This is a genomic window from Solirubrum puertoriconensis, assembly GCF_001483135.1.
Lineage (GTDB): Bacteria > Bacteroidota > Bacteroidia > Cytophagales > Hymenobacteraceae > Solirubrum > Solirubrum puertoriconensis.
Genome location: NZ_LNAL01000007.1, coordinates 366,879 through 389,257 on the forward strand (window position 1 = coordinate 366,879; position 22,379 = coordinate 389,257).

Below are 22,379 nucleotides of genomic sequence, written 5' to 3' on the forward strand. Positions count from 1 at the left end.
GTATGCCAACTACCACCCCCAAACCGATGGTAAGCACTGCCGGGGCTACGGCGCCCGCGCAAGGCCCCATAGGCAAATACCGCTGGACGATATGTTCGCTGGTGTTTTTTGCCACCACCATCAACTACCTCGACCGGGCGGTTATTTCGCTGCTCAAGCCGTACCTGGAAACGGAGTTTCGGTGGACGGATGCCGACTACGCAAACATTGAAATTGCCTTTAAACTGGCCTACGCGTTGGGCATGGTAGGGGTGGGCCGCGTAATCGACCGCTTGGGTACCAAAATCGGCTACGCGCTGTCCACGTTTTTGTGGAGCCTGGCTGCTGTCGGTCATGCCTTCGTGAGCAGCACGTTTGGCTTTAGCGTAGCGCGGGCTTTCCTAGGTGTTACCGAGGCCGGCAACTTCCCGGCAGCCATTAAGACTACGGCCGAGTGGTTTCCGCAGCGCGAGCGGGCCTTGGCTACGGGCATCTTCAACTCGGGCTCGAACGTGGGCGCCATCATTGCCCCGCTTACCGTGCCGCTGATTGCCGAAACCATTGGCTGGCGCTGGGCCTTCATCATCACCGGTGCCATTGGCTTTGTGTGGCTGGTGCTGTGGTTTATGCTCTACGAGGTGCCGGCTCGCCAGGCGCGCCTCACCAAAGCCGAATTCGACTACATCCACAGTGACGTGGACGACTTGGCCGCCGCATCCATCGAAACCCAACCCAAGGTATCGTGGTTGCAACTGCTGGGTTTTCGCCAAACCTGGGCCTTCGTGCTAGGCAAGTTCCTCACCGATCCTATCTGGTGGTTTTACCTGTTCTGGTTGCCCGACTTTCTGAACAAACAGTACGGCCTGAAGGGTACCAGCGTGGCGCTGCCAGTGGCTATGGTCTACATCTTGTCGAGCGTTGGTAGCGTGGGCGGCGGCTGGATTCCGCTGCGCTTTATCCGCAATGGTTGGCCGGCTTTCCGGGCCCGCAAAACGGCCATGCTGTTAATTGCCTTGTGCGTGTTCCCGATTGTGTTTGCTCAATACCTAGGGCAAATCAACATGTGGTTGGCGGTGCTGGTGATTGGCATTGCGGCAGCGGCCCACCAAGCCTGGAGCGCCAACATCTTCACCACCGTTTCGGATATGTTCCCGAAGCGCGCCGTAGCATCGGTAACGGGTATCGGCGGCATGGCTGGTGGCCTGGGGGGCATTCTGCTCTCGGCCTTGGTGCAGAAGCGCATGTTCGTGTACTACGAGAGCATCGGCCAGAAAGAAACGGCCTACTTCATCATGTTCCTGATTTGCGGAGGCGCCTACTTAGTGGCTTGGCTACTGATGCATTTCCTCGTGCCCCGCATGAAGCCCATTGCCATCGATAATCCTGCCGAATAGCCCTAGGTGTTCATGAAGAAATTACTCGCCCTGGCCTTGCTGCTGTTGATGGCAGTGGCAGACATGGCCCAAAGTTCCAAAGACAAAGCCGCGGCCAAAGAGGTAGAAGCGCTGGAACGCCAACGCTTCGAAGCGCAGGTGAAGAAGGATTATGCCTTTTTGGAGAAGGTGTTTGCCGACGACCTAGTGTATACCCACTCCAACGGCAAACAAAACGGCAAGCCCGACTACATTCAATCGATTCGGGATGGCAAAAGCCAGTACGATAAGATTGACGTGGAAGCCCTGAACGTGCGTGCTTACAACAATGGGCAAGCTGCCGTGGTAAACGGAACCATCACCATCACACTGCCCAACAACCCCGATGGTACGCCCAACTTGGCCCACCTTAAGTACGTCGTGGTCCAAATTAAAGACCCCAAGAAAGGTTGGCAGGTGGTGCTGTGGCAGTCGCAAAAGCAACCCCAAGCCAGAACCTAGGTAAACCTCACTGCCCCCTTGCTCGCAGTAGCAGTTAGGGCAGTTCCCACATCATTGCCAAAGCAAGAAGCCGGAGTTGTTGGTTATTGTTGCTAAAGAAGCAGGCACTTGCCTGCTGCAACCCGCCGCCTAGGTGGTAACCAATGTCTCCGGCTTTGCTGTACCCACTTCCTATGCCTAAAATCATTTCGCCCCAAGTAGAGTTTGCCGGCCTTGTTGCGCAGGTAAAGCAAGTTGCTCCCGAAATCTTCGACCAAAACGGCCGGTACCTGAACCTGCTTGAAGGCCGCTGGCAAGAAACCGGCAAGCCGCAGGACTTTGTATCGCCAATTGACGGCTCGGTGCTCGGTGCCTTGCCCATGCTCGACCGCGAAACCGCCCTGCGCGCTGTGAACTTCGCCAACGCCGAAGCCGGCCAATGGGGCAAAACCGACCTGGATGAGCGCCGCCGCCGCGTGCAGGACTGCCTCGATCAGCTCCGCCAGCAAGCCGACCTGGTGGGCAAGCTTCTGATGTGGGAAATCGGCAAAACTTACAAGTTAGGCTTTACCGATATCGACCGCGCCATCGACGGCGTGCAGTGGTACGTCGACAATATCGAAGACATGCTTGGCGACCGGGAGCCCCTAGGTGTGGTTTCGAATATTGCCTCTTGGAACTACCCCATGTCGGTGCTGCTGCACGCGGTGCTGGTGCAGGTGCTGTGCGGCAACTCGGCCGTGGCCAAAACGCCCACCGATGGCGGCTTCATTTCGCTGAGCCTCACCTTTGCCATTGCCCGCCGCTGTGGCTTGCCCGTAACGCTGGTGAGCGGCTCGGGTGGCGAACTGAGCGATGTGCTGGTAAAAAACGACGCCATCGACTGCCTCTCGTTTGTGGGTGGGCGCTACAACGGCCGCAACATTGCCGATGCCTTGGCCTCGGTGCACAAGCGCTACATGCTGGAGATGGAAGGCGTGAACACCTACGGCATCTGGAATTTCTCCGACTGGACGGCGCTTGAGGACCAGCTAAAGAAAGGCTACGACTACGGCAAGCAGCGTTGCACCGCTTACGTGCGATTTGTGGTGCAGCGCAGTCTGTTCCCTAGGTTCCTCGAAACCTATTGGAACGCCGTGCGCAGCCTGAAAGTGGGCAACCCTACGCTGGTTGATAACCCCGACGACAAGTTGCCCGATTTGGCATTTGGCCCCGTCATCAACCAACGCCAAGCCGAAGACCTCGACCGCCTCTACGCCGACGCCTTGAAAACTGGTGCTACGCCCATCTACGAAGGCCAGCTCGACGATTCATTGTTCTTGCCCGGCCAAGACCGCTCGGCCTACCGTGCTCCGCGCGCCTTGGTAAACCTGCCGCGCCAAAGCGAGCTGTACTTCAAAGAGCCGTTCGGCCCCATCGATAGCATCGTGCTCGTGGATCGGGTAGAGGAGCTGGTAGGGGAGATGAACATCTCGAACGGTGCTTTGGTAGCCGCTTTGGCTTCCGATGATCAGAAATGGGCCCAACGCACGGCCAAAGAAATTCGCGCCTTTAAGGTTGGCATCAACAAGCTCCGCTCGCGCGGCGACCGGGAAGAAGTGTTCGGTGGCCTAGGCGAATCCTGGAAGGGAGCCTTTGTGGGCGGCAAGCTGCTGGTTGAGGCCGTTACGCAAGCCAGCAACGGCCAGCTTGTTCTTGGCAACTACGAAGACGCACTGCTGCTTCCGGAAAAGATCTAGAGCCCGGCTGCTGCAACCAGACACGTGTACCGCTATGGTGCGTGTGTTTGGTTGCACTGCGCGCTGGCTTAGTTCACGGAGCCACGGTCAACTCGGCTTCAGTAATTGGTTTTAGCAGTCAAAAGTTACCGTTGAGTTAATTTTTTACAGGTGAATATCAGCTTGGTAAGACGCAAAGGGTCGATTTTGTGGCTTAAACAATGATTTGGCCTTGCGGAAATAAAAAGCCTTTGCTTACCTTTGCATCGTCAAACGACAAACGCTCCGTTCGTCTAGGGGTTAGGACTGCAGATTTTCATTCTGCCAACAGGGGTTCGATTCCCCTACGGAGTACTAAAAAGGCCGCTTCCTGATGCAGGAAGCGGCCTTTTTGATTTGAGTAGTTTTCGGTACTAGTGCACCACTCGGAGCATGTACTCGGGCTGACCCGGCTTGGGATTGTCGAGTCGGAAAGCGCCCACACGGCTGGGGCCGTAGCCGAGGTTTACCTTCACCCACTCGTCGCGGGCGGGCAGCAGTTGCATAACCTCGTCGCGAAGCTGGGCAATGGTTTGCTGCAAACGCTGGATTTGCTGCTGTACTTCGGCCAACGGGCGCGGCGGCTCAACCGGCGGAATGTTCTGGATGAAATTATTCGCTGCCACTTCGGCCGCCGAGGGATGAGCCGATTGAAGGCTGCGGGCCTCTACCTCCGCTTGGCGCAAATCTTCTTCGGCCTCTAGGTAGGCTATAACTTTTTGCTCCAGGGGCACTAGGTTGGGGTCGAGGTAATCAAGGTTCGATGACATAAAGCATCAGGGAAGGTTGTGGTAGGTTCTCAACGCAACCTCCGCTGGCAAGGATACGCCCTCGGCTACGGATAAGCCCCTTAAGCCGACGGCGCACCATCGGTTGCGGAGGCAAGGCGGTTGCGCCGGCACTTCTCCCCGCAGTATTTCACCTCATCCCAGCATTGGCTCCACTTCTTGCGCCAAGCAAATGGCCTACCGCAGGTTGCGCACTGCTTTGTGGGCAAATTGCTTTTGGTATAGCGCGGGGTGGAGAAGCTAGAAGGCATGTGTGCGGGAGCTTTGCTTACGTAAACCGCGTGCCTTGCGCTTAGTTGTGCCTAACTTGCCGCGTTTTTTCATTTCCGGTTTATGAATCGTTTGTTGTTGATGCTGCTGGCCGTGAGCATGGGCGCATTGCTGCCGGTACAGGCAGCGCTGAATGCCCGCCTGGCCCGCGCTGGAGGAGGACCTGTAGTAGCCGCGCTTGCGTCGTTTGCTATCGGCACGATTACCCTGTTGCTGATTGCCCTAGGTTCGGGCATGCGGCTGAGCAGTTTGGCAGGGGCTGCGCGCACTGAGTCGCCTGTGGTATGGTTGGGCGGCATTATCGGAGCGTTTTATGTGGGCTCGGTAACCTTGCTAACGCCCCGCCTGGGAGTGGCGCTTACCTTCGGGCTACTTATTGCCGGGCAGCTGTTGCTGTCCGTGGCGCTCGATCATTTTGGTTTGTTGGGTTTGCCCATGCAGCGCGTGTCGGTGGGCCGCGTGGCCGGCATACTTTTGTTGCTGGTTGGCGTACTACTCATCCGCCGTTTCTAATTACTGCATGGTAAGCAGCTGCCAGCGGGTACCATGGTGCATGGCCGCAGGCTGCTCATTACCAAATTTCTCGCATATGGCTTCTGCTTTCGACCCCATCGGGGCTGCGCTCAACGACTACCTAGGCGGCAACCAATCGGCATCTATTACGGTGCACAGCAGCGTAGCCGAAGATGAGCCGCTGCCGGCTAAATACTTCTTCCGCACGCTTTGGGAAATGCCGGAGCTCGAACGCACGGCCCTCGACGAGTGCCGCGGTCGGGTGCTCGACCTAGGTGCTGGTGCCGGTGCTCATGCGCTGGAGCTGCAGAACCGGGGTTTTCAGGTGAAAGCCATTGATGTATCGGTGGGGGCGGTGCAGGTTATGCAACAGCGCGGCGTGCGTGAGGTTGCCTGCCACGACATCTTCGAGCTAACGGCCTCTGCCGAACGCTACGACACCCTGCTGATGCTGATGAACGGCCTAGGTGTGGTGGGCACCCTCGAAGGGTTGGAGAAGTTCCTGAAGCTTGCCCACCAGTTGCTGGTGCCGGGCGGCCAGATATTGGCTACCAGCTCCGATATCAGCTACATCTATGAAGACGAAGACGGCGCGCTCAACTTCAACCTCAACGGACCTTACTACGGCGAGGTGGAGTACCAAATGAGCTACAACCAGCAAACCGGCCCGCAGTTTAACTGGCTGTTCGCCGACCCTACCATCGTGCAGGATTACGCCGAAGAAGCCGGCTACGATGTGGAGTTTATCGACGAAGACGACCAGCAACAATTTCTAGTGCGCCTCACCCGCCGCGGCTAAGCCAAGGGCTTACCGTACCGGGGCTCTTACTTGCCTTATATGCAATACCACAAGCAATACCCCATTCGTTGGGCCGACCTCGACCCCAACGGCCACATGCGCCACTCGGCCTACAACGATTACGCTGCCCAACTGCGCCTCGATTTTCTGGAGGATGCTGGTTTTCCGCTGGCTAAGTTTGCCAAGCTGGGCATTGGCCCTATTCTGTTTCGCGAAGACACGCGTTTTCTCAAGGAAATCAGCCCGAACGAAACGATCAAGGTAGGTGCCGAACTGGCTGGCCTCAGCGCCGATGGCAGCCGCTGGCGCATCGTACATACCATCTACAAAGCCGATGGGCGCGAGTCGGCCATTATTACCGTCGATGGTGCCTGGCTCGATTTGCGCCAGCGCAAGCTTGCTACGCCACCAGCCGAGCTGGCCGAAGCCCTGAGCAAGCTCGATCGGCACAGCTCGTATGCCGAAATCGAGCGCAGCCCCAAAGCTGGTTCTTAGGCCACCGTCCGCAGCATTTTGCTGATGCGCCCCAGTTGTTGCTGATGGTGCAGCACGTGGTCGAGCAGAAAGTCGAGCGTCTGCTGAATGGTGAGCATGCCCACCCGCGGATGCTTGAAGATGGCGCGGTTTACAAGCTGATCGGGAAACTCGTTGAGTAGGTTTTCGAGCTGCCGGCGGCTGGCCATCCACTGCGCACGCATGTCGGCCAGCGCGGGCAAATCGGTGGCGGCCGCGGGCGTAAGCGCCGCCACCCGGCCCGGGGCCTTAAACTTGATGCCCGGCAAACGTAGCAACAGGCGCAGCAGTCCTGCCCGCAAACGCATACCTAGGGTGCCGTTGGTCAGCTGGCTTTGTTCGCGGAGCTTCTGCTGCAGGTACTGCCCAATAGCTGCCTCCGACGACAGCAAGTGATGCACCACGTGTGCCGCCGACCATTGCCCCGGCGCCGGTGCTTGGTAAGCTTGCTCGCCTAAGGATTCGGCCGCTCGCAGCAGCTTTTCGGTGGCGTGTTCGAGTTGCTCGAAGCGGAGGTGTAGGCGATGGTTCATGCGGCAATCAAACAAGAAGGCAATACAGCAGGCATAATCAGTTTACCGCCCACCTTTGCGCTCAATGTTACCGCATATTCCGCACTTATCCGAAGCGCACCGCCGCCTGCTGCCTGTGCTGGCTACGCTCCTGCTATACCTAGGATATTTGCCGTTTTCGGGGTACCAACACCTCTACCACGACGCGCTGCTGTACTGGTACATCGCAGTAGAGTTTCTGGAGCCGGGCCACCGCTTCAGCTTTTTGGCCTTCGATAACTCCTTACGAGGGTATTTGTGGCCGTTACTGCTACTGCCTGCAAGGGTAACTGCATTCTTTAGCGGCATTTCACCGTTGGTTTTTACCCGGCTAATGGGCGGATTGGTAGCTGCCGGGCTGTTTGGCTGGGCTGTGCCCGCGGTGTGGGCCAAATGCAGGCCCGATCATCCGGCAAGCGTGAAGGCGAAGCTGCTGTTTGTTGCCCTAGGGTTTGTGTTCTGGCGCGATTACTTCAACTTCCCGCTCACCGATTTTCCGGCTCTGCTGGCTCTGCTAGCGGCGTTGTGGCTGTTGTTGCAACCCGCGCCTCGTGGCTGGCAGATGCTATTAGCTGGCGCGCTGACAGGGGTTTGCCTCAACCTCAGAGGGGTGTATGTAACGGCACTACCTGTTGTGCTGGTGTTGGCAATGTGGGGGCAGGGCGTTGGGCTAGGTAGGCGGGCTGTACGGGCTGGTTCGCTGGTACTAGGGCTGTGCGTTGTATTGGGGCCGCAGCTACTACTGAATGTGCGGCACTTCGGCGCCTACACGCCGCTCGTCCTGACGATGTACAGCCCCCGCGACGAGCACAACGCCTTGGTTGACAAGCTAGGCTGGAGCTTGGCCGTGCAGAAGTACGAAACCAACATAGGCCCGCAGCACCACGCCGCGCAGGTGCTCTACTTCGATCCGGCAGGCCAAGCCTTGCTCCGCCACCTAGGCCAAACCGAGTTTACCACAATAGGCAGTTACCTGCAAGCGGTGGGCTACCAACCAGCCACCGTAGCCGGCATCTATGCCCGGCATTTGGTTAGTGGCTTCGATGTGAAATACCCCACGCCGTACCTGCAGGAGTTACAGCCGATGCGCTGGGGCTACCGATCAATCAATTTTGTTTTGCTGGCTTTAGGCTTGGCAGCCTTAACGATATGCGGGCTGCAAAAAAGACCCACAAAGCAGCAAACGTTGGTACTGGCAGCGGTGTCGTTGCCGTGCCTGGCCACAATACCCACCGCAATGGAGTGCCGCTACTTAATGCCGTTGCATCTGCTGCTGCTAGGTGCGGTTTGCTTCGAGGGGCACCAACTGTTAAGCTGGGTGCGCAGCAGCAACAAGCGGTGGCTGCTTTTAGCAGTATGCGTATTGATGCTGGTCGGGTTTGCTTTCGCCTTTGTTCGGCAGCTCGAGAGTAACCTCGCACGGCCCGGGCAGCAGATAACCGGGTAAACACAAAAAGCCACCGGGGCAATCCGGTGGCTTTTGTGATGATCAAAGAGCAATTGGGCTCGTGGCTTAACGGTAGAGGACTTCCTTCACTGCCTTCACCGTGCGGGCTACATTGGGCAGTGCGGCCTCGATGAGCGTAGGAGCGTAGGGCAGGGGCACGTCGGCCGAGGTGATGCGGCGGATCGGCGCGTCGAGGTAGTCGAAGGCGTAGCGCTGCACATGGTAGGCCAGCTCCGAGCTGATGCTGGCCAGCGGCCAGGCTTCTTCTACCACCACCATGCGGTTGGTCTTTTTCACCGACTCCACCAGCGTAGCGTAGTCGATGGGGCGTACCGAGCGCAGGTCGATTACTTCGGCCTCGATGCCGTCTTTGGCCAGCTCGTCGGCGGCACCTAGGGCCACCTTCATCATCTTGCCGAACGACACGATGGTTACGTGCTTGCCTTGGCGCACCACGTTGGCCTTGCCAATCTCAATCAGGTATTCCTCTTCGGGCACCTCGCCTTTGTCGCCGTACATCAGCTCCGACTCCATGAAAATCACGGGGTCAGCATCACGGATGGCCGACTTCAGCAAACCCTTCGCGTCGTAGGGGTTCGAGGGAACTACTACTTTCAGGCCGGGGGTATTGGCGTACCAGTTCTCGAAGTTCTGCGAGTGCTGCGACGACAGCATACCGGCGTTACCCGTTGGGCCGCGGAACACAATCGGCACCGTGTACTGGCCGCCCGACATCGACATCATCTTCGCCGCCGAGTTGATGACCTGGTCGATGGCCACAAGCGAGAAGTTGAAGGTCATGAACTCAATGATCGGCTTGAGGCCGTTCATGGCCGCGCCCACACCAATGCCAGCAAAACCAAGCTCGGCAATAGGGGTGTCGATAACGCGCTCGGGGCCAAACTCGTCGAGCATGCCTTGGCTTACTTTGTAGGCGCCGTTGTATTCGGCTACCTCTTCGCCCATCAGGAATACGCTCGCGTCGCGGCGCATTTCCTCGGACATTGCTTCGCGCAGGGCTTCCCGGAATTGGATCGTCCGCATGTAGATGTCAGGAAAGAAAAAGTCGGGTCAATGAAAAAAGGCCGGCTCGCGAGGAACCGGCCCGTAAAGCTACAATGATAGGCGGGAGTGGGCAAACGTAGTTGCCTAAGGCCGACACATAATCCTATTAGGGTATTCGTTCGACCACTCCATAGCAGGTTGTTTTTACGGTACAATTGCCAGGGTCAGTCGGAAAAGAAACAGGAAAGTCAGGCTGTTTGATTGGTTGCATCGCCACGGCAGCGCCTTCAGGAAATGGCTCTCCTAAGTAACAAAGCTGCAAAACGCGAATAGTATCCAGCTGATCAGTTTTGATCAGCATTACAGCGGCAGTAGCCATAAGACCGCATAGGTTATTAGTGGAGGCGTGAAACAACACCTTCCCTTTGTGCAAGGCACCACTTTCTATGTACTGCCACTTTTCCTGACAGCTATCTTGTTGTACGTTGCCTATATTACTTCTCTGTGTTTTGAAGCAAAAGCTACTCATCCCAAATATAAGTAGACCAAGTGTGGCACTTCTCTTCATGCGACAGTTCTAGCTGTATGCTCGTCAGATGGTAGTACAAGTTCAACGCAAATCACCTTTGCGAATGAACATACTGTTGCCTACTGCCGCAGCGCCTCTACAAACGTTTTGCTACCGGCGTAGCTGCGGAACTCTAGGTCTTCCACTGCGCGCTGGGCGAAGGTGCGGTCGAGTTGCACAGCGCGGCGCAGGTACTGGCCTACGTCGCCTTCGCGCTGAGCCCGGGCGGCGACAACGGCAAGGCAGTAATAGGCCATAGGATCATTGGGCTTGAGGTTGAGCGCTTCTTGGTAAATCTGCGCGGCGCCGTCGTAGTTCTCCTTGGTTAGGTAGATGAGGGCGCGGTTCATGACATTCTGGTACGACTTGTCGCTGTAGCTCAAGCTGCGGATGGCGTCATCAGTCTGCCCAATTTCGATTTCCAAGGCGGCTTTGTCGGCAAAGACTTTGTCGAGAATAGGCTTGGAGCCGCCTAGCTTAATGGCGTAATCGTAGTTCTGCAGGGCCTCCAGCCGGTCGCCGGCGCGGTGCCAGGCCGTGGCTACGTGGTAGAACATGGTAGCCGTAGGGTTGCGGTGCGCTGCCAGAGTAAAGTTGGTTGCTGCCCGGCGTTGGTAGGCGCGGCGCACTTTGTCGCTTACCTCTTTTTCGGAGCGTTCGAGCAGTACCACGGCTAGGTTGTGGTAGGCCTCCCAGCGGCCCGAAGTAGCTACGGCGGTTTCGTAGATGCGCTGCTTTTCGGCCAGCAACGGTGTTAGTGTGGCCGAATAGCGCAACTCCTCGGGCGTAAGGGCATCGGCTTCGAGCTCTTTTTCTACAATCTTCTTCGAAAGGATGTAAATCTCGGACTGCAGGCGCTGCGGAGCCGTGTAGCGCACGGCCACGGTGCCGAAGCGCATCACGGGGTACACGTACTGCTCGATGTAATCGAAGAACGACAGCGTATGCAGCTGCTTTTCCTTTTGGGCCCACGTGCCGCGCGAGTCGTTGATGATGCTCACCACCGAATCGATCTGCTCGGGCTGCAGGGCCGAAGCCTGCACTTTGCTCAGAAACAAATCCCAGCGGCGCCGGTAGGTCTGGGTTTCGAACTTAACCGAGCTCAGGGAGTTCAGGTACGAGTTGTTATCGAGCCGGCGTTTATAATAGCGCATCAGGGCCTGCACGCGCTTTTCGGGCAGGCGCGAATCGTGGGAGTCGAGCGAATCGGGCGAGTGGCCAGCCACGATCATCACCTTCTGGGTTTGCTGATTGGCTTCGATAAACTCTTCCAGGGCGGCAACGTTGGTGCCAAGGTAATTACGGATTGCGCTTTGGCCTTCATCGAAGAAGAAAGGCAACACGCGGGTGCCGCCGCCTTCCAAGCTGGCTTCTTCGGGCAGGTAGGTTACGCGCTCAACTTCGCGCACCACCAAGCGGCTGGGCAACACTACGCCGCGCGCTACCATCAGTTCCTTTCCGGCTTTCAGCACTTTGCCGCCTGGCTTGAGCCGGCGTACCTGCGGCATCGTTACCAACTGGCCAGGGTTTTTGCGCGGCTCGTAAGGAAATGAGATGGGCTTTTTGACAACAACGAAATTGCGGTCTTGCTCGTCGTACACAAATTCGCCCACCAAAAAGCGCACGGTGCCGGCGGTGTCTTCGCGCAGGCCATTATCATAGCGGTAGCGCAGGGGCAGCTCGTACACGGCTCCCTTGTGCAGGTGCTTGGCCGGTACGCGTACTTCCAGCTCGGCCAGCACGTTTTCGCCGTTGGCCTCGAGTACGGGCGGGCGTACCTGAACTTGTTGACCCTCTTGCGCAACCCGCAACATGCGTGGCAGCGTACAAGCAGGCAGTGTAGCGGCCGTAACGACCGGAAGTAGGCGTAGAAGCGCGGCGCGCGAAACGTTCATGCAGCTAAATTCAGACGGCAAAATCAGCACCCTTAACGCAATTAGCCTTTTTTTGGACATAGCATCAGCAAAATTTACTGCTGCTTTGCTTGACGCTTGGCTCGCCGCAAGTTATATTATCGTCTGAACTGCCTTGATCATCACCCAGCTATGAAACGAATCACTGACTTTATTGAGCAGCAAAGCTTCGGGGTGTGCAGCTCCCTGGGCAATAAACTGGGCTTTTCGACCAGCAGCGTGCGGTTATCCTTCGTGTATGCATCGTTCTTCACGTTCGGCTCGCCCATTGTGCTGTACTTCGCCCTGGCCTTTTGGATGAACGTACGCCGGGCCATGCGCCGCCAGCGCAGCACCGTGTGGGATCTGTAATCGGCAAAGCATGCAGGGCAATTAGGCCCTTGGTTCCATAGCAAAACAGGTCGGCAACCCCGGTTGCCGACCTGTTCTTTTTTCCGGCTGCCATGCCTACCTAGGGTTGGTGTTGGTTGAATTTTAGCTCCGAAAAACGCCGTTTGCCTTGGCCGAAATAGGCCCAGACCAAGCTGCCCAGGTAGGTGCCAGGCCGTTGGGCAGCGGGCAAGTGCGGCCTGGCCAGCTTGCGCCTTTCGCGCCAGTAGCGCAGCTTCCCGAAAAAGTGTCGATGCGCCCGCACGATGGCTACGGCATCGGCGGTGTTGCCTTTGATTAGCATTTGCGCGGCAGCCACATAATCGAGTGCAAGGCGGGTGAGCAGGGTAGGCCACAACTCGCCCGGGGCTAAGTTCTTGTACAACAAAGCCAAGCCGTTGCGGAAGTTGAGGTAGGTTTTGCGTGGGTTTGACTTGTGCAAGGTGCCGCCGCCCACGTGGTACACCATGCTAGCGCCGTGGTACCATACCTCGTGGCCCGCGTTCCAGAGGCGCCAGCAGAGGTCAATTTCCTCCATGTGCGCGAAAAACTCGGGCTCCAAGCCTTGCTGTGCGTGCCAGGCGGCCGCACGCACCATCATGCAAGCACCGGTGGCCCAGGCTACTTGGCGCGGGTCGTTGTACTGGCCTAGGTCGGTTTCGAGGGTATCGAATAAACGGCCACGGCAAAAGGGATACCCCAGCCGATCGAGGTAGCCACCGGCCGCCCCGGCGTACTCAAACTCGGCGCGGGCGTTGTAGGCCCTTATTTTAGGCTGCACGGCGGCAGCTTCGGGGTTGCTTTCGAGCAGTTCGCGCAAAGGCCGCAGCCAACCGGCTGTTACCTCCACATCGGAGTTGAGCAGCACGTAGTACTTGTAGCGAGGCAGCAGACCTAGGGCATGGTTGTAGCCCTGGCAAAAGCCTAGGTTTTGGGCGTGCTGCAGTAATTGCACCTGCGGGTAGTGCGTGGCCAGCCAAGCTACCGAGTTATCGGAAGAGGCGTTGTCGGCCACCACCACGCGGGCATTGTCGGAGTGGGCCAGCACCGACGGGAGAAACTGCTCCAGCCAGCGCTGCCCGTTCCAATTCAGGATGACTACGGCTACATCGGAGGCGTTGTAGCCGCTATCAACTGGGGTGTTATAAGCCAAAGCCGCTTAAATCGAGACCGGGAATGTTGGGCAGCAGGCCGCTGGTGCGCTGCTTCATGTGCTCTTTCGACTTCTCATTCACCTCGTCCATCACCTTGTTCACGGCAGCCACCACCAGGTCGGCCACCATGTCCTTATCCTGCGGCGAGAGCAGTGTTTCGTCGATTTCGAGCTTCAGCAACTGGCGCTTGCCGTTGGCAGTAGCGCGTACCATTCCGCCGCCGGCCTCAGCCGTAGCCGTAATGTTCTTCAGCTCCTCCTGGGCTTGTTTTACTTTCTCTTGCAGGTCTTTGAAACGACCCATCATGCCCATCATATCAAACATAAGCGAGGTATGTTGTTGGTTGTTAGTTGACAAAGAATGGCTGTGCTGCTAAGCAATAAACCTAGCGCACACAGCGGCGCCAAAAGTACGGCTAAGGGCGCAAGTAGCCGCCTGTGAGTGGCTCTACCTGAGTAGCGTAATAGTGCCGTGTTGCACCACGCGTTGGCCGGTTTCGTCGATGGCTTCGAACTGAAACGAAAAAACCTGCGGCGCGGCCACCACGCCCCGCACACGACCGTCCCACGTTTGTGTGCGGTCGGTGCCGCGGAACACCACTACGCCGTTGCGGTCGAAGATGGTGAAGTTGAAGGTGCTCAGGAACCGGCCTTTTACCTCCAGTACATCGTTCAGGCCGTCGGCATTGGGGCTGAAGGCATTGGGCACCACCACCACTACGCGGCGGCTTACGGCGGCTATGTTGCTGTACACGGTGCGGCCGTTACTGGTAGCGGCCAGGCGGTAGCGCAACACTTGGCGCTCGGTGGGAGGTTGGGTGTCGAGGTAGGCAGTGCCGCTGACGGGCTGGTTGCGCAGCTCGCGGTTGTTGGCATCGAGGGTAATGAGGCGGTACGTCCAGCCGGTACCTTGGCCGGATGGCTCCGTCCAGCGCAGGCGCACCTGGTTGCCATCGGCATCGGCGGCTTGGGCACCTAGGGTAGGAGGGCACGCCGCGGGGCCTTCGGCTGAGGTAGTGCCGCACTCATCAATCAGCACGCCGGTATAGCACGGAATACGCTCGGGCGAAGCCGCGCCGGGCTGATCGGTAACGGGCAGTTGCTGGGCAGGCGGCAACAACTGAGGCGCAGCACTGCCCACAAAGCGGCGCAGCTGCAATCGGCTGCCGGTACCTAGGGCCGGCCCGAGCGTGGTTACCTCCACGGTATTATCAAGCGCGATGGACACCGAAAGCTGCGGCGGTGCGGCCGCTTGGCCCACGCTGGTTTGCACCGTGCGCGTATCCGAGAGCGAGGTGCCGTTGGCGGTGCGCGCCGTAATTTGGTAGCGGTACGTTTGGCCGCAGGTTACGGCCGCATCGGTATAAGCCGTAGTGGTAGCGGGCACGGTGGTCAGCACCTGCCCGTTGCGGCTGATTTGATAATCGGTAACGTTGCTGCCGGGCGGCTGCACCCAACTCAGCTGGTTTTGCCCATTGGCCGACGTAGCCGCAAGGCTAACCGGGCAAAGCTGCGCCGAGGGCAACGATAAGCTGCCGCAGGCATCGGTAAGGCGTAAGCGGTAGCAGCTACCTAGGGCACCGTTGGCCAGCGAAAAGGTGGTGCTACCGGTCGGTAAGGTGGTTATGCTGCTGCCATCTTGCTCGAGCACGTAGCGGTACTCAGGCTGCAACGCGGCAAAGCCAAACTCCAGCGTGGCGCCTTGCACGACCAAGCGCTGCAACACCGGGCTTTGGGGCGCCGCCTGCACGGGGTAGGGCTTGGTTGTGGCACCTTCGCAAATGCGGGCGTCGCGGTAGTTGCCAAATACCGTAATGGTAGTGGCGCCGGGCGTAGCTGCGTACACCGCGGTGGGTTGCGTAACCGGCTGGCGCGGGCCACTGCCTACTTGCACCTCGTACTGCACGTTGGCTTGAGGCTGCAGTACAGTGATTTGCACCTGCGTACGAGCCGTACCGCAGTACGCAAACGTAAAATCGGGCTGCGGGCGGGCGCGCACCTCAAACCGCCGTGAAAACAGCTGGCCCGTGCCCGTAGGGTAGCCCGGGCCGCCGGGGTTGGGCGTGTTCTGCTGAATAATGAGCGTGCCCGGCGTGTTGGGCACAGTGCGGGTGGTTAAGGTATCGAGGTTGGTGTTGGTCGTCGAAAAGCAATCGAAGATGTACCGGATGTTTTGCCGCGGGTAGTTTTGGCCGCTGCAGTCGCGCAGCCGGATGCGCGAGCCGGCGCAGAGCACCGTAACGGGCTGACCGGGCACATCGAGCAGTTGGCCGGTGGCATCGTCGTACACCCGAAAGCAAGCGGTGGGACCAAAGGCGTCGTTGGAGCACACTTGCGCCAGTGCCGAGCCTAAGTTCAGCACCAGCAACAAGCCCAACAGCGTGCAACGCAGCATCATGCTCGCCCCAACGCCCAAACGCCCGTTTTCATATTTCATTTGCGCAAAATAACGCCAAGGTGCGCGCCGTGGCTTAGGCCCACTGGTAGGTACGTACAAACTCGGCCGCTTTGTGTAGCGACGGATACAATACGCGGTCGGTTGCCACAAAGCGAACTTGCTCCTGAAACGCTTCTACCACTTGCTCGAGGGCAGCCGAGCTGCGCGCCGGCCGGCGGAACTGCAGGGCTTGCACGGCATTTAGTAATTCAATGCCAAGCACCTGCTCGGTGTTCTCGAGCACGCGCAGGGCTTTGGTGGCGGCGTTGGAGCCCATGCTCACGTGGTCTTCCTGGCCGTTGCTGCTCACAATGCTATCCACCGAAGCGGGCGTGCACAGCTGCTTGCTTTGGCTGACGATGCTGGCAGCCGTGTACTGCGGAATCATCAGGCCGGAGTTCAAGCCGGGCTCGGCCACCAGGAAGGGCGGCAAATCGCGCTGCCCGCTGATGAGCTGATAGGTGCGCCGCTCCGAAATCGAGCCTAGTTCGGCCACGGCAATGGCCAAGTAATCGAGGGCTAAGGCCAGCGGCTGGCCATGGAAGTTACCGCCCGACAGAATGGCGTCGCTCTCGGGGAAGATGTTGGGGTTATCGGTAACGGCGTTGCACTCGGTTTCGACCACTTGGCTTACGTGCTGCACCGCATCGCGCGAGGCGCCGTGCACCTGCGGCATGCAGCGGAAGGAATAGGGGTCTTGCACAGCGGTTTTGGGGCGCACTTGTAGCTCGCTGCCGTGCAGCAATTCCCGAATGTGCCGCGCCGCAGCCACTTGCCCTGCGTGTGGCCGAATGCGGTGCAGGCGCTCATCAAACGGATCGGGGCGGCCATCAAACGCCTCCAGCGAAATAGCCCCGATTACATCGGCGGCGTGCAGCAAGCGGCGGGCGCGCAAGGTGGTGTGCACGGCGTAGGCCAGCATAAACTGAGTGCCGTTCAGCAGAGCCAAGCCCTCTTTGGCTTGCAACGCAATGGGCTGCCAGCTGAACAAATGCATGGCATCGGCTGCGGCCAGGCGGTACCCCTCAAACAGCACTTCGCCGAGGCCAATCAGGGGCAAGCACAGGTGGGCGAGGGGGGCTAAGTCGCCGCTGGCACCTAGGGAGCCTTGCTGATACACCACCGGCACAATGCCACGGTTGTAGAAATCGAGCAGGCGCTGCACGGTGGCCACTTGCACGCCGCTGTGCCCGTAGCTGAGGCTTTGGGCTTTCAGCAGCAGCATCAGGCGCACCAACTCGGCGGGCACTTCGGCGCCGGTGCCGCACGCGTGCGACATCATCAGGTTTTGCTGCAGCTGACTGCGGTCGGCGGGCGAAATGCTGGTGTTGCAGAGCGCCCCAAACCCCGTGTTGATGCCGTACACCGGCGCATCGGATTGCGCCAAACGCTGGTGCAGGTAGCGGTGGCAATGCTCGATGCGTTGGCGGGCGTCGTCGCTGAGCGCAACGGTATGCTTTTGCTGAATTACCTGTTCGAGGGTGTTGAGGTCGAGGTAAGTAGCCGGGTTGAGATGAAACGTGTCGGGCATGGGTGGGTAAAGCCTAGCTAGTGGGTGGAGCTAGCAAAGCCGGAAGCTACTTGTTTGCCCGAAAATTGCCACCTTTCGGGGGCTGAGAAGTTTGTTGAATGACTAGCAGGAGCAGGACCGGTTCTACCTTTCTGTCATCCTTCATCTGGCGTACGCACAGCGAAGAACCTAATCACGCCTGGGCTTCATGCTGAGCCCCGTCGAAGCATCTCTACCGCTTCTCCCAGAACGTCATGTCGAGCTTGGCGAGACATCTCGCGTGCTGACGTAGGATATTATAATACTATCCAGCGAGATGCTTCGGCTACCGCCTCTGCATGACGAGCTAGGGCAGCGCCAGCCGAAGCGGTAGTGGTACTTCGACAAGTTCAGTATGACGGCCTCACCTGATTAGGTCCTTAGGCTAAGGCCTCTGACAGAAACGCAATGAGCAAACCCTAGGTACCAAAAGCACAACTGCCCGCCGAGGGCTCGGCGGGCAGTTGATAAAAGCAGTTCGGCAAAAGATTAGCGTTGCTCAGCACTGAGTTCCAACAGCCGGCTGATTACCTCGCCAGATGGCAGAGTAACTTCGGTGCCGGCGCGCATGTCGCGGAGCTTTACCAAGCCAGCGGCGCGCTCATCGGGGCCGGCCAGCAGCATGTATCGAATACCGCGCTTGTCGGCGTACTCAAACTGTTTTTTCAGCTTCGATACCTCGGGGTAAAGCTCGGCGGCCAAGCCGGCGTTGCGCATTTGGCGCAGCAGCGGCAGTACGGTGGCGCGGCCCTCTTGGTCGAAGTTGGCAATAAGGCACAGGGGCGCCGAAACGGCACCTTCAGGGAACAGTTGCAACTCTTCAAGCACGTCGTAAATGCGGTCGACGCCGAAGGAGAAGCCTACGCCCGAGAGGCCCGGCATGCCAAAGGCGCCGGTGAGGTTATCGTAGCGGCCGCCGCCCGAAATGCTACCCATCTGCACGTTGTTCACCTTCACCTCGAAGATGCAACCGGTGTAGTAGCTCAGGCCGCGGGCCAGCGTCACGTCGAAATCGAGGCGTTGGAAGTTCTCGAAGCCAAAATCCTGCAGGTAGCCCTGCACCTGCTCTAGGTCGGTGAGGCCTTTGGCGGGGCCAGCAGTGGCATCGGCCAACACGCCATCGGCGCCGAAGGCGGTGCGCAGTTGGGTGAGCTTCTCCTCGAACGAGCCGTCCACTTCGAGGTAGTTAAATACCTTTTCGATGGCTTCGTCGGTGAAGCCGCGCTGGCGCAGCTCGTTGCTTACGCCCTCCACGCCAATCTTGTCGAGCTTATCGATAGCCACGAACAAATCCGGCTCGGAGCCCACGCCACCTAGGGCTTGGTAAATGCCGGAGAGCACCCCGCGGTGGTTGATTTTGATGGTGAAGTCCGTCAGACCTAGGGTCGACAGCACCTCGTCGATCATCAGCACAATCTCGGCTTCGCAGAGCAGCGAGGTTGTGCCCACCACGTCGGCATCGCACTGCACAAACTCGCGGTAGCGGCCGCGCTGCGGGCGGTCGGCGCGCCACACCGGCTGAATCTGGTAACGCTTGAAAGGCAGTGTGAGCAGGTTTCGGTTCATCACTACGTAGCGCGCGAAGGGCACCGTGAGGTCGTAGCGCAAGCCTTTCTCGGCTACTTTGGGCAGCACCTTTTTGGCGCCGGCGGCCAAATCCTCAGCCGTAACATCCTTAGCGAAGTCGCCCGAGTTCAGAATTTTGAACAGCAGCTGGTCGCCCTCTTCGCCGTACTTACCCGTCAGCACCGACAGGTTTTCCATGGTGGGCGTTTCGAGGGGCGCGTAGCCAAACTTTTCAAACACGCGGCGGATGGTGCCGAAGATATAGTTGCGCCGGGCTACCTGCTGAGGACCAAAGTCGCGGGTACCGCGGGGAATGCTGGGTTTCTGAGCGCTCATTCGAGAGGTGAATGCGGAAATGTGGCCGCGAAGGTACTGCCTAGGTCGGAGAGGGCCGAGTTTGATGTCCGAAAAGACAAGAGGCCGGCTCTGCAAGCAGAACCGGCCTCTTCAATTATTAGCTATTCTTCGAACGTCATGTTTAGTCTGCCGAACCGAAGGAAGGCGTTAGCCAAGCATCTCTACGGCAAAGGCAGTTGCTTCCTGGGTCGTCATGCAGAGCAAAGCGAAGCATCTCGCCGGATAGTAATTACTACCGAAAGTCAGCAAGCGAGATGTCTCGCCTGCAGCTCGACATGACGTTCAGTTTGGTCTGCGACGAAGCGGTGGAGATGCTTGGCTAACGCCTTCCTTCGGTTCGGCAGACTAAACATGACGTTCATTTTGGGTTTAACCGCCGAAATCGCCGCCGCCTAGGTTATCATCCTGCTGCGGCTGCTGTTGTTGCTCGCCACGGCCACGACCACGGCCGCGCTGCGGGCCACCCTCGCCGGGCGCTTGGCCGAAACGGTAGGTAAAGCCGATGAAGCCCACGCGGGTTTCGCGCTTGAACTGGTTTTCGCTGCTGAAGTTGGGGCCGCGGAACTTGATGTTAAACTCCTGGGTGTTAAACAAGTCCGATACGCGCAGCGTGATGGCGCCGCGGTCTTTCAGCACGCTGTACTTAGCGCCGAGCTCGGTGGAGAAAATCTGGCCGAACGAGCCCTGCGTGGTAACGGTGCGCGAGCGGTAGAACGCCGACACCTGCAAATCGAGTGATTTGATGGGGGTGAATACCGAGTTCAGGCGGCCGGTGTAGGCGAAGTTCTTGTTGTCGAGCTCGGTGCCGGTACTGGCCGCAATTACGTTGCGGAAAGCCGAGCCGTTGAGCGACACGCGCCACCACTTAGCCAAAGGCTGCGCAAGCGAAGCCTCTACGCCGTAGGAGCGGCTGTTTGAGATGTTTTGCGGGCGCGTGGTGGTGATGCCCGTTTCGGCGTCGAGCTCGCGCAGGCGCTGCACCACGCCCGTGGAGTAGCGGTAGAACGCCGTGCCCGTAAGGCTGGTGCGGCCCTTAAACCACTGGTAACCCAGCTCCGAAGCGTTGATGTACTCGGGCAGCAAGTAGGGGTTGCCTTGCTGGTAGTTCAGCGGGTCGGAGTAATCAATGAAGGGGTTAAGGCTGTTGACATCGGGGCGGTTGAGGCGGCGCGAGTAGCTGGCCTGTACCCGCTGCGAGGGCGAAACGTCGTATGCCAACGTGAGCGAAGGAAACAGCCCTAGGTAACTGCGGCGGAACTGGGCCGGGAACGGCTGGCCACCGGGCGCGGGTGCCGTATTGTACTGACGGCCTTCGGCGTTGGTTTGCTCGGCGCGCAGGCCGGCCTGGTAGTTCAGCTTGCCGCGCACGTTTTGGTACGTGAGGTAAGCCGCCTGGATGTATTCGTCGTACTTAAAGCGGTTGGAGCGGCTGGGGTCGAAGGTGAGCGGCAGCACATCCGATAGGCCCAGCAAGAACTGAAAATCGGCATCGGTGCGGCGCATGGTGCTCTTCAGGCCAGCATCGAGGCGGCCTTTTTCACCTAGGGGGTGCACGTAGTCGATCTGGACTGAGCCTTGGTCGAGGCGGTTGTCGCTGCTCTGCTGCTGCAGCTGCGGCTGCGCGGGCAGGCGGCGGACTTGCAGCGAGTCGAGGCGCGAATCGGTGGTGTTTTCGCTGCGGATGGGCGTAAACACGGCCATGGCCGTCAGCTCGCGGCGCTTTTGACCGGCCCAGGTACGGCGGTAGTCCAAAGTAAAGTCGGTAGAGCGGCTGCGGCCATCCGATTCGTTGCGGCGAATAAACGAGCCGCGGTCGGCGCCGGTGGGGGCGTAGGTGCGGTTGGCGTTCAGGGTTTCAAACGACTCTGAGGTGTTCAGGCGCGGCTGCACCGACAGCGTAATAGTTTGCTGCGGCGTAATGGTGTAATCGAACCCAAAGCGGCCGCTGTGCGAAATGCCGGTACGGTCGCCGCGGCCGCGCTGCGTGAGCAGAATGGTGGAGTCGCCTTCGAGGCGGCCCCGCAGCAGGCTTACCTGATCGAGGTTGCGGCGCGTGAAACGGTTGTCGTAGCGGGCGTCGTAGTTGCCGAAGAAGTTGAACTTGCCTTGGCGCAGGTTCAGGGCCACCGAGCCGTTGTACTTGTCGCGGGTGCCGGCGTTCAGCGTAACAGAGCCGTTGAGGCCGTTGCGCTGCTCTTTTTTCAGCACAATGTTCAGGATACCACCCGAGCCTTCGGCATCGTAGCGAGCCGAGGGGTTCGTTACGATTTCTACGCTCTCAATTTGCGAGGCTGGAATCTGATCGAGGTTGACGGCGCGGCCGCCACCAGCAGCGCCGGTGGGTTTGCCGTCGATGTAGATGGTTACGTTTTGCGAGCCGCGCAGCGACACCGAGCCGTTCTGGTCCACGTTTACCGAGGGCACGTTCTGCAGCACGTCCACGGCGGTGCCGCCCACGGTGCTCAGGTCCTTCGATACGTTGATGACCTTCTTGTCGAGGTTGTCCTGCACAATGGCCCGTTCGCCCGTTACGGTTACGCCCTTCAGCTGCTGCGTGGTGGAGCGCAGGCGCAACTGACCTAGGGCCAACGAAGCCTGCTCGGCCGACAGCGTAATGGGCCGGCGGGCTGGGCGGTAGCCCAACTGCGTTACGCGCAGCGAGTAATTGCCAAACGGTACGCCCTCGATTTTGAACGCGCCGTTGTCGGCTGTTTGGGCACCCGTCACCAGGGTCGAGTCCTGGGCCCGAAGCAGCACCACGTTGGCGAAAGGCACCGGCTGGCCGTTGGAGCCATCGAGCAAAGTGCCCGTTACCGAGCCGGTGGTTTGAGCCCACACGCTCAGCGGCAACAGCAATAAAATGACGAGCAACAGCCTAGGCAGCTGTTGCGAAGAAGAAGTAAAAGCTGAACTCATTGAAAGTGAATTGACAACGCACGGCTCAACAACTCACCACAGCCCGGCAGGTTTAAAATATCTGCTCTGTCGCTGC

At 58.9% G+C, this 22,379-nt stretch carries 20 protein-coding genes and 1 tRNA gene; 9 read left to right on the plus strand and 12 right to left on the minus strand.

All coding sequences use genetic code 11. The annotated features are described in order from the left end of the window. The first annotated feature begins 2 nt into the window (after positions 1 to 2). The 4 genes from ASU33_RS12015 to ASU33_RS12030 all read left to right on the plus strand — a co-directional run bounded on the left by ASU33_RS12015 (position 3) and on the right by ASU33_RS12030 (position 3,904). Entirely contained in the window at positions 3 to 1,373 is a 1,371-nt protein-coding gene (locus ASU33_RS12015; RefSeq protein WP_350308180.1) for an MFS transporter, read from the plus strand. A 12-nt stretch (positions 1,374 to 1,385) separates the two neighbouring features. Further along, complete coding sequence (locus ASU33_RS12020; protein WP_059071087.1) at positions 1,386 to 1,853, plus strand: nuclear transport factor 2 family protein; 468 nt, start codon at positions 1,386 to 1,388, stop codon at positions 1,851 to 1,853. Between the two features lie 173 nt (positions 1,854 to 2,026). Further along, positions 2,027 to 3,571, plus strand: coding sequence for an aldehyde dehydrogenase family protein (locus tag ASU33_RS12025; protein WP_059071088.1), 1,545 nt, complete (start codon positions 2,027 to 2,029; stop codon positions 3,569 to 3,571). Between the two features lie 261 nt (positions 3,572 to 3,832). Beyond that, positions 3,833 to 3,904 (plus strand) — tRNA-Glu (locus tag ASU33_RS12030). Positions 3,905 to 3,963: 59 nt separating this feature from the next. On the opposite strand, the gene ASU33_RS12035 is transcribed toward ASU33_RS12030, so the two are convergent. Both ASU33_RS12035 and ASU33_RS21015 read right to left on the minus strand, forming a co-directional pair. After that, positions 3,964 to 4,359, minus strand: a complete 396-nt coding sequence (locus ASU33_RS12035; protein WP_059071089.1) for a hypothetical protein — start codon at positions 4,357 to 4,359, stop codon at positions 3,964 to 3,966. Positions 4,360 to 4,439: 80 nt separating this feature from the next. Next, a complete protein-coding gene (locus ASU33_RS21015; RefSeq protein ID WP_078063084.1) occupies positions 4,440 to 4,628 on the minus strand; it encodes a DUF2256 domain-containing protein in 189 nt (62 codons plus the stop codon). Between the two features lie 82 nt (positions 4,629 to 4,710). Here ASU33_RS21015 and ASU33_RS12040 point away from each other — a divergent pair, with 82 nt between their 5' ends. From ASU33_RS12040 to ASU33_RS12050, 3 genes are all read left to right on the plus strand, one after another. Beyond that, positions 4,711 to 5,160, plus strand: a complete 450-nt coding sequence (locus tag ASU33_RS12040; RefSeq protein WP_059071090.1) for a DMT family transporter — start codon at positions 4,711 to 4,713, stop codon at positions 5,158 to 5,160. 76 nt (positions 5,161 to 5,236) lie between these two features. Then, on the plus strand, positions 5,237 to 5,959 hold the full coding sequence (locus ASU33_RS12045) for a class I SAM-dependent methyltransferase (RefSeq protein ID WP_059071091.1): 723 nt from the start codon (positions 5,237 to 5,239) through the stop codon (positions 5,957 to 5,959). 39 nt (positions 5,960 to 5,998) lie between these two features. Next, positions 5,999 to 6,454, plus strand: a complete 456-nt coding sequence (locus ASU33_RS12050) for an acyl-CoA thioesterase (protein WP_059071092.1) — start codon at positions 5,999 to 6,001, stop codon at positions 6,452 to 6,454. On the opposite strand, the gene ASU33_RS12055 is transcribed toward ASU33_RS12050, so the two are convergent. After that, a complete protein-coding gene (locus tag ASU33_RS12055; RefSeq protein WP_059071093.1) occupies positions 6,451 to 7,005 on the minus strand; it encodes a DinB family protein in 555 nt (184 codons plus the stop codon). The genes ASU33_RS12050 and ASU33_RS12055 overlap by 4 nt on opposite strands. A gap of 64 nt (positions 7,006 to 7,069) precedes the next feature. Here ASU33_RS12055 and ASU33_RS12060 point away from each other — a divergent pair, with 64 nt between their 5' ends. Continuing rightward, entirely contained in the window at positions 7,070 to 8,470 is a 1,401-nt protein-coding gene (locus ASU33_RS12060; RefSeq protein ID WP_059071094.1) for a hypothetical protein, read from the plus strand. Between the two features lie 66 nt (positions 8,471 to 8,536). On the opposite strand, the gene ASU33_RS12065 is transcribed toward ASU33_RS12060, so the two are convergent. The 3 genes from ASU33_RS12065 to ASU33_RS12075 form a co-directional block, all read right to left on the minus strand. Further along, entirely contained in the window at positions 8,537 to 9,514 is a 978-nt protein-coding gene (locus tag ASU33_RS12065) for a pyruvate dehydrogenase complex E1 component subunit beta (protein WP_059071095.1), read from the minus strand. A gap of 127 nt (positions 9,515 to 9,641) precedes the next feature. Beyond that, positions 9,642 to 9,854 carry a hypothetical protein gene (locus ASU33_RS21285; RefSeq protein ID WP_149867186.1) on the minus strand — a complete coding sequence of 71 codons (213 nt, stop codon included), beginning with the start codon at positions 9,852 to 9,854 and terminating at the stop codon, positions 9,642 to 9,644. Between the two features lie 269 nt (positions 9,855 to 10,123). Further along, complete coding sequence (locus tag ASU33_RS12075) at positions 10,124 to 11,938, minus strand: tetratricopeptide repeat protein (RefSeq protein ID WP_059071097.1); 1,815 nt, start codon at positions 11,936 to 11,938, stop codon at positions 10,124 to 10,126. A gap of 150 nt (positions 11,939 to 12,088) precedes the next feature. Between ASU33_RS12075 and ASU33_RS12080 the strand changes: the two genes are divergently transcribed. Next, complete coding sequence (locus ASU33_RS12080) at positions 12,089 to 12,307, plus strand: PspC domain-containing protein (RefSeq protein ID WP_059071098.1); 219 nt, start codon at positions 12,089 to 12,091, stop codon at positions 12,305 to 12,307. 100 nt (positions 12,308 to 12,407) lie between these two features. Here ASU33_RS12080 and ASU33_RS12085 read toward each other — a convergent pair whose 3' ends face one another. The 6 genes from ASU33_RS12085 to ASU33_RS12110 form a co-directional block, all read right to left on the minus strand. Continuing rightward, positions 12,408 to 13,478, minus strand: coding sequence for a glycosyltransferase family 2 protein (locus tag ASU33_RS12085; protein WP_059071099.1), 1,071 nt, complete (start codon positions 13,476 to 13,478; stop codon positions 12,408 to 12,410). After that, positions 13,468 to 13,803: a YbaB/EbfC family nucleoid-associated protein gene (locus ASU33_RS12090; RefSeq protein WP_059071100.1), complete on the minus strand. Its 336-nt coding sequence runs from the start codon at positions 13,801 to 13,803 to the stop codon at positions 13,468 to 13,470. The genes ASU33_RS12085 and ASU33_RS12090 overlap by 11 nt, the downstream gene beginning before the upstream one ends. Before the next feature lie 123 nt (positions 13,804 to 13,926). After that, positions 13,927 to 15,915: a T9SS type B sorting domain-containing protein gene (locus tag ASU33_RS12095; RefSeq protein WP_059071101.1), complete on the minus strand. Its 1,989-nt coding sequence runs from the start codon at positions 15,913 to 15,915 to the stop codon at positions 13,927 to 13,929. A gap of 34 nt (positions 15,916 to 15,949) precedes the next feature. Then, on the minus strand, positions 15,950 to 17,446 hold the full coding sequence (hutH, locus tag ASU33_RS12100; RefSeq protein ID WP_059071102.1) for a histidine ammonia-lyase: 1,497 nt from the start codon (positions 17,444 to 17,446) through the stop codon (positions 15,950 to 15,952). A 507-nt stretch (positions 17,447 to 17,953) separates the two neighbouring features. Continuing rightward, positions 17,954 to 19,366, minus strand: a complete 1,413-nt coding sequence (gene hisS, locus ASU33_RS12105) for a histidine--tRNA ligase (RefSeq protein WP_059071103.1) — start codon at positions 19,364 to 19,366, stop codon at positions 17,954 to 17,956. Positions 19,367 to 19,756: 390 nt separating this feature from the next. Next, on the minus strand, positions 19,757 to 22,303 hold the full coding sequence (locus tag ASU33_RS12110) for a TonB-dependent receptor (RefSeq protein ID WP_078063085.1): 2,547 nt from the start codon (positions 22,301 to 22,303) through the stop codon (positions 19,757 to 19,759). Positions 22,304 to 22,379: the final 76 nt, after the last annotated feature.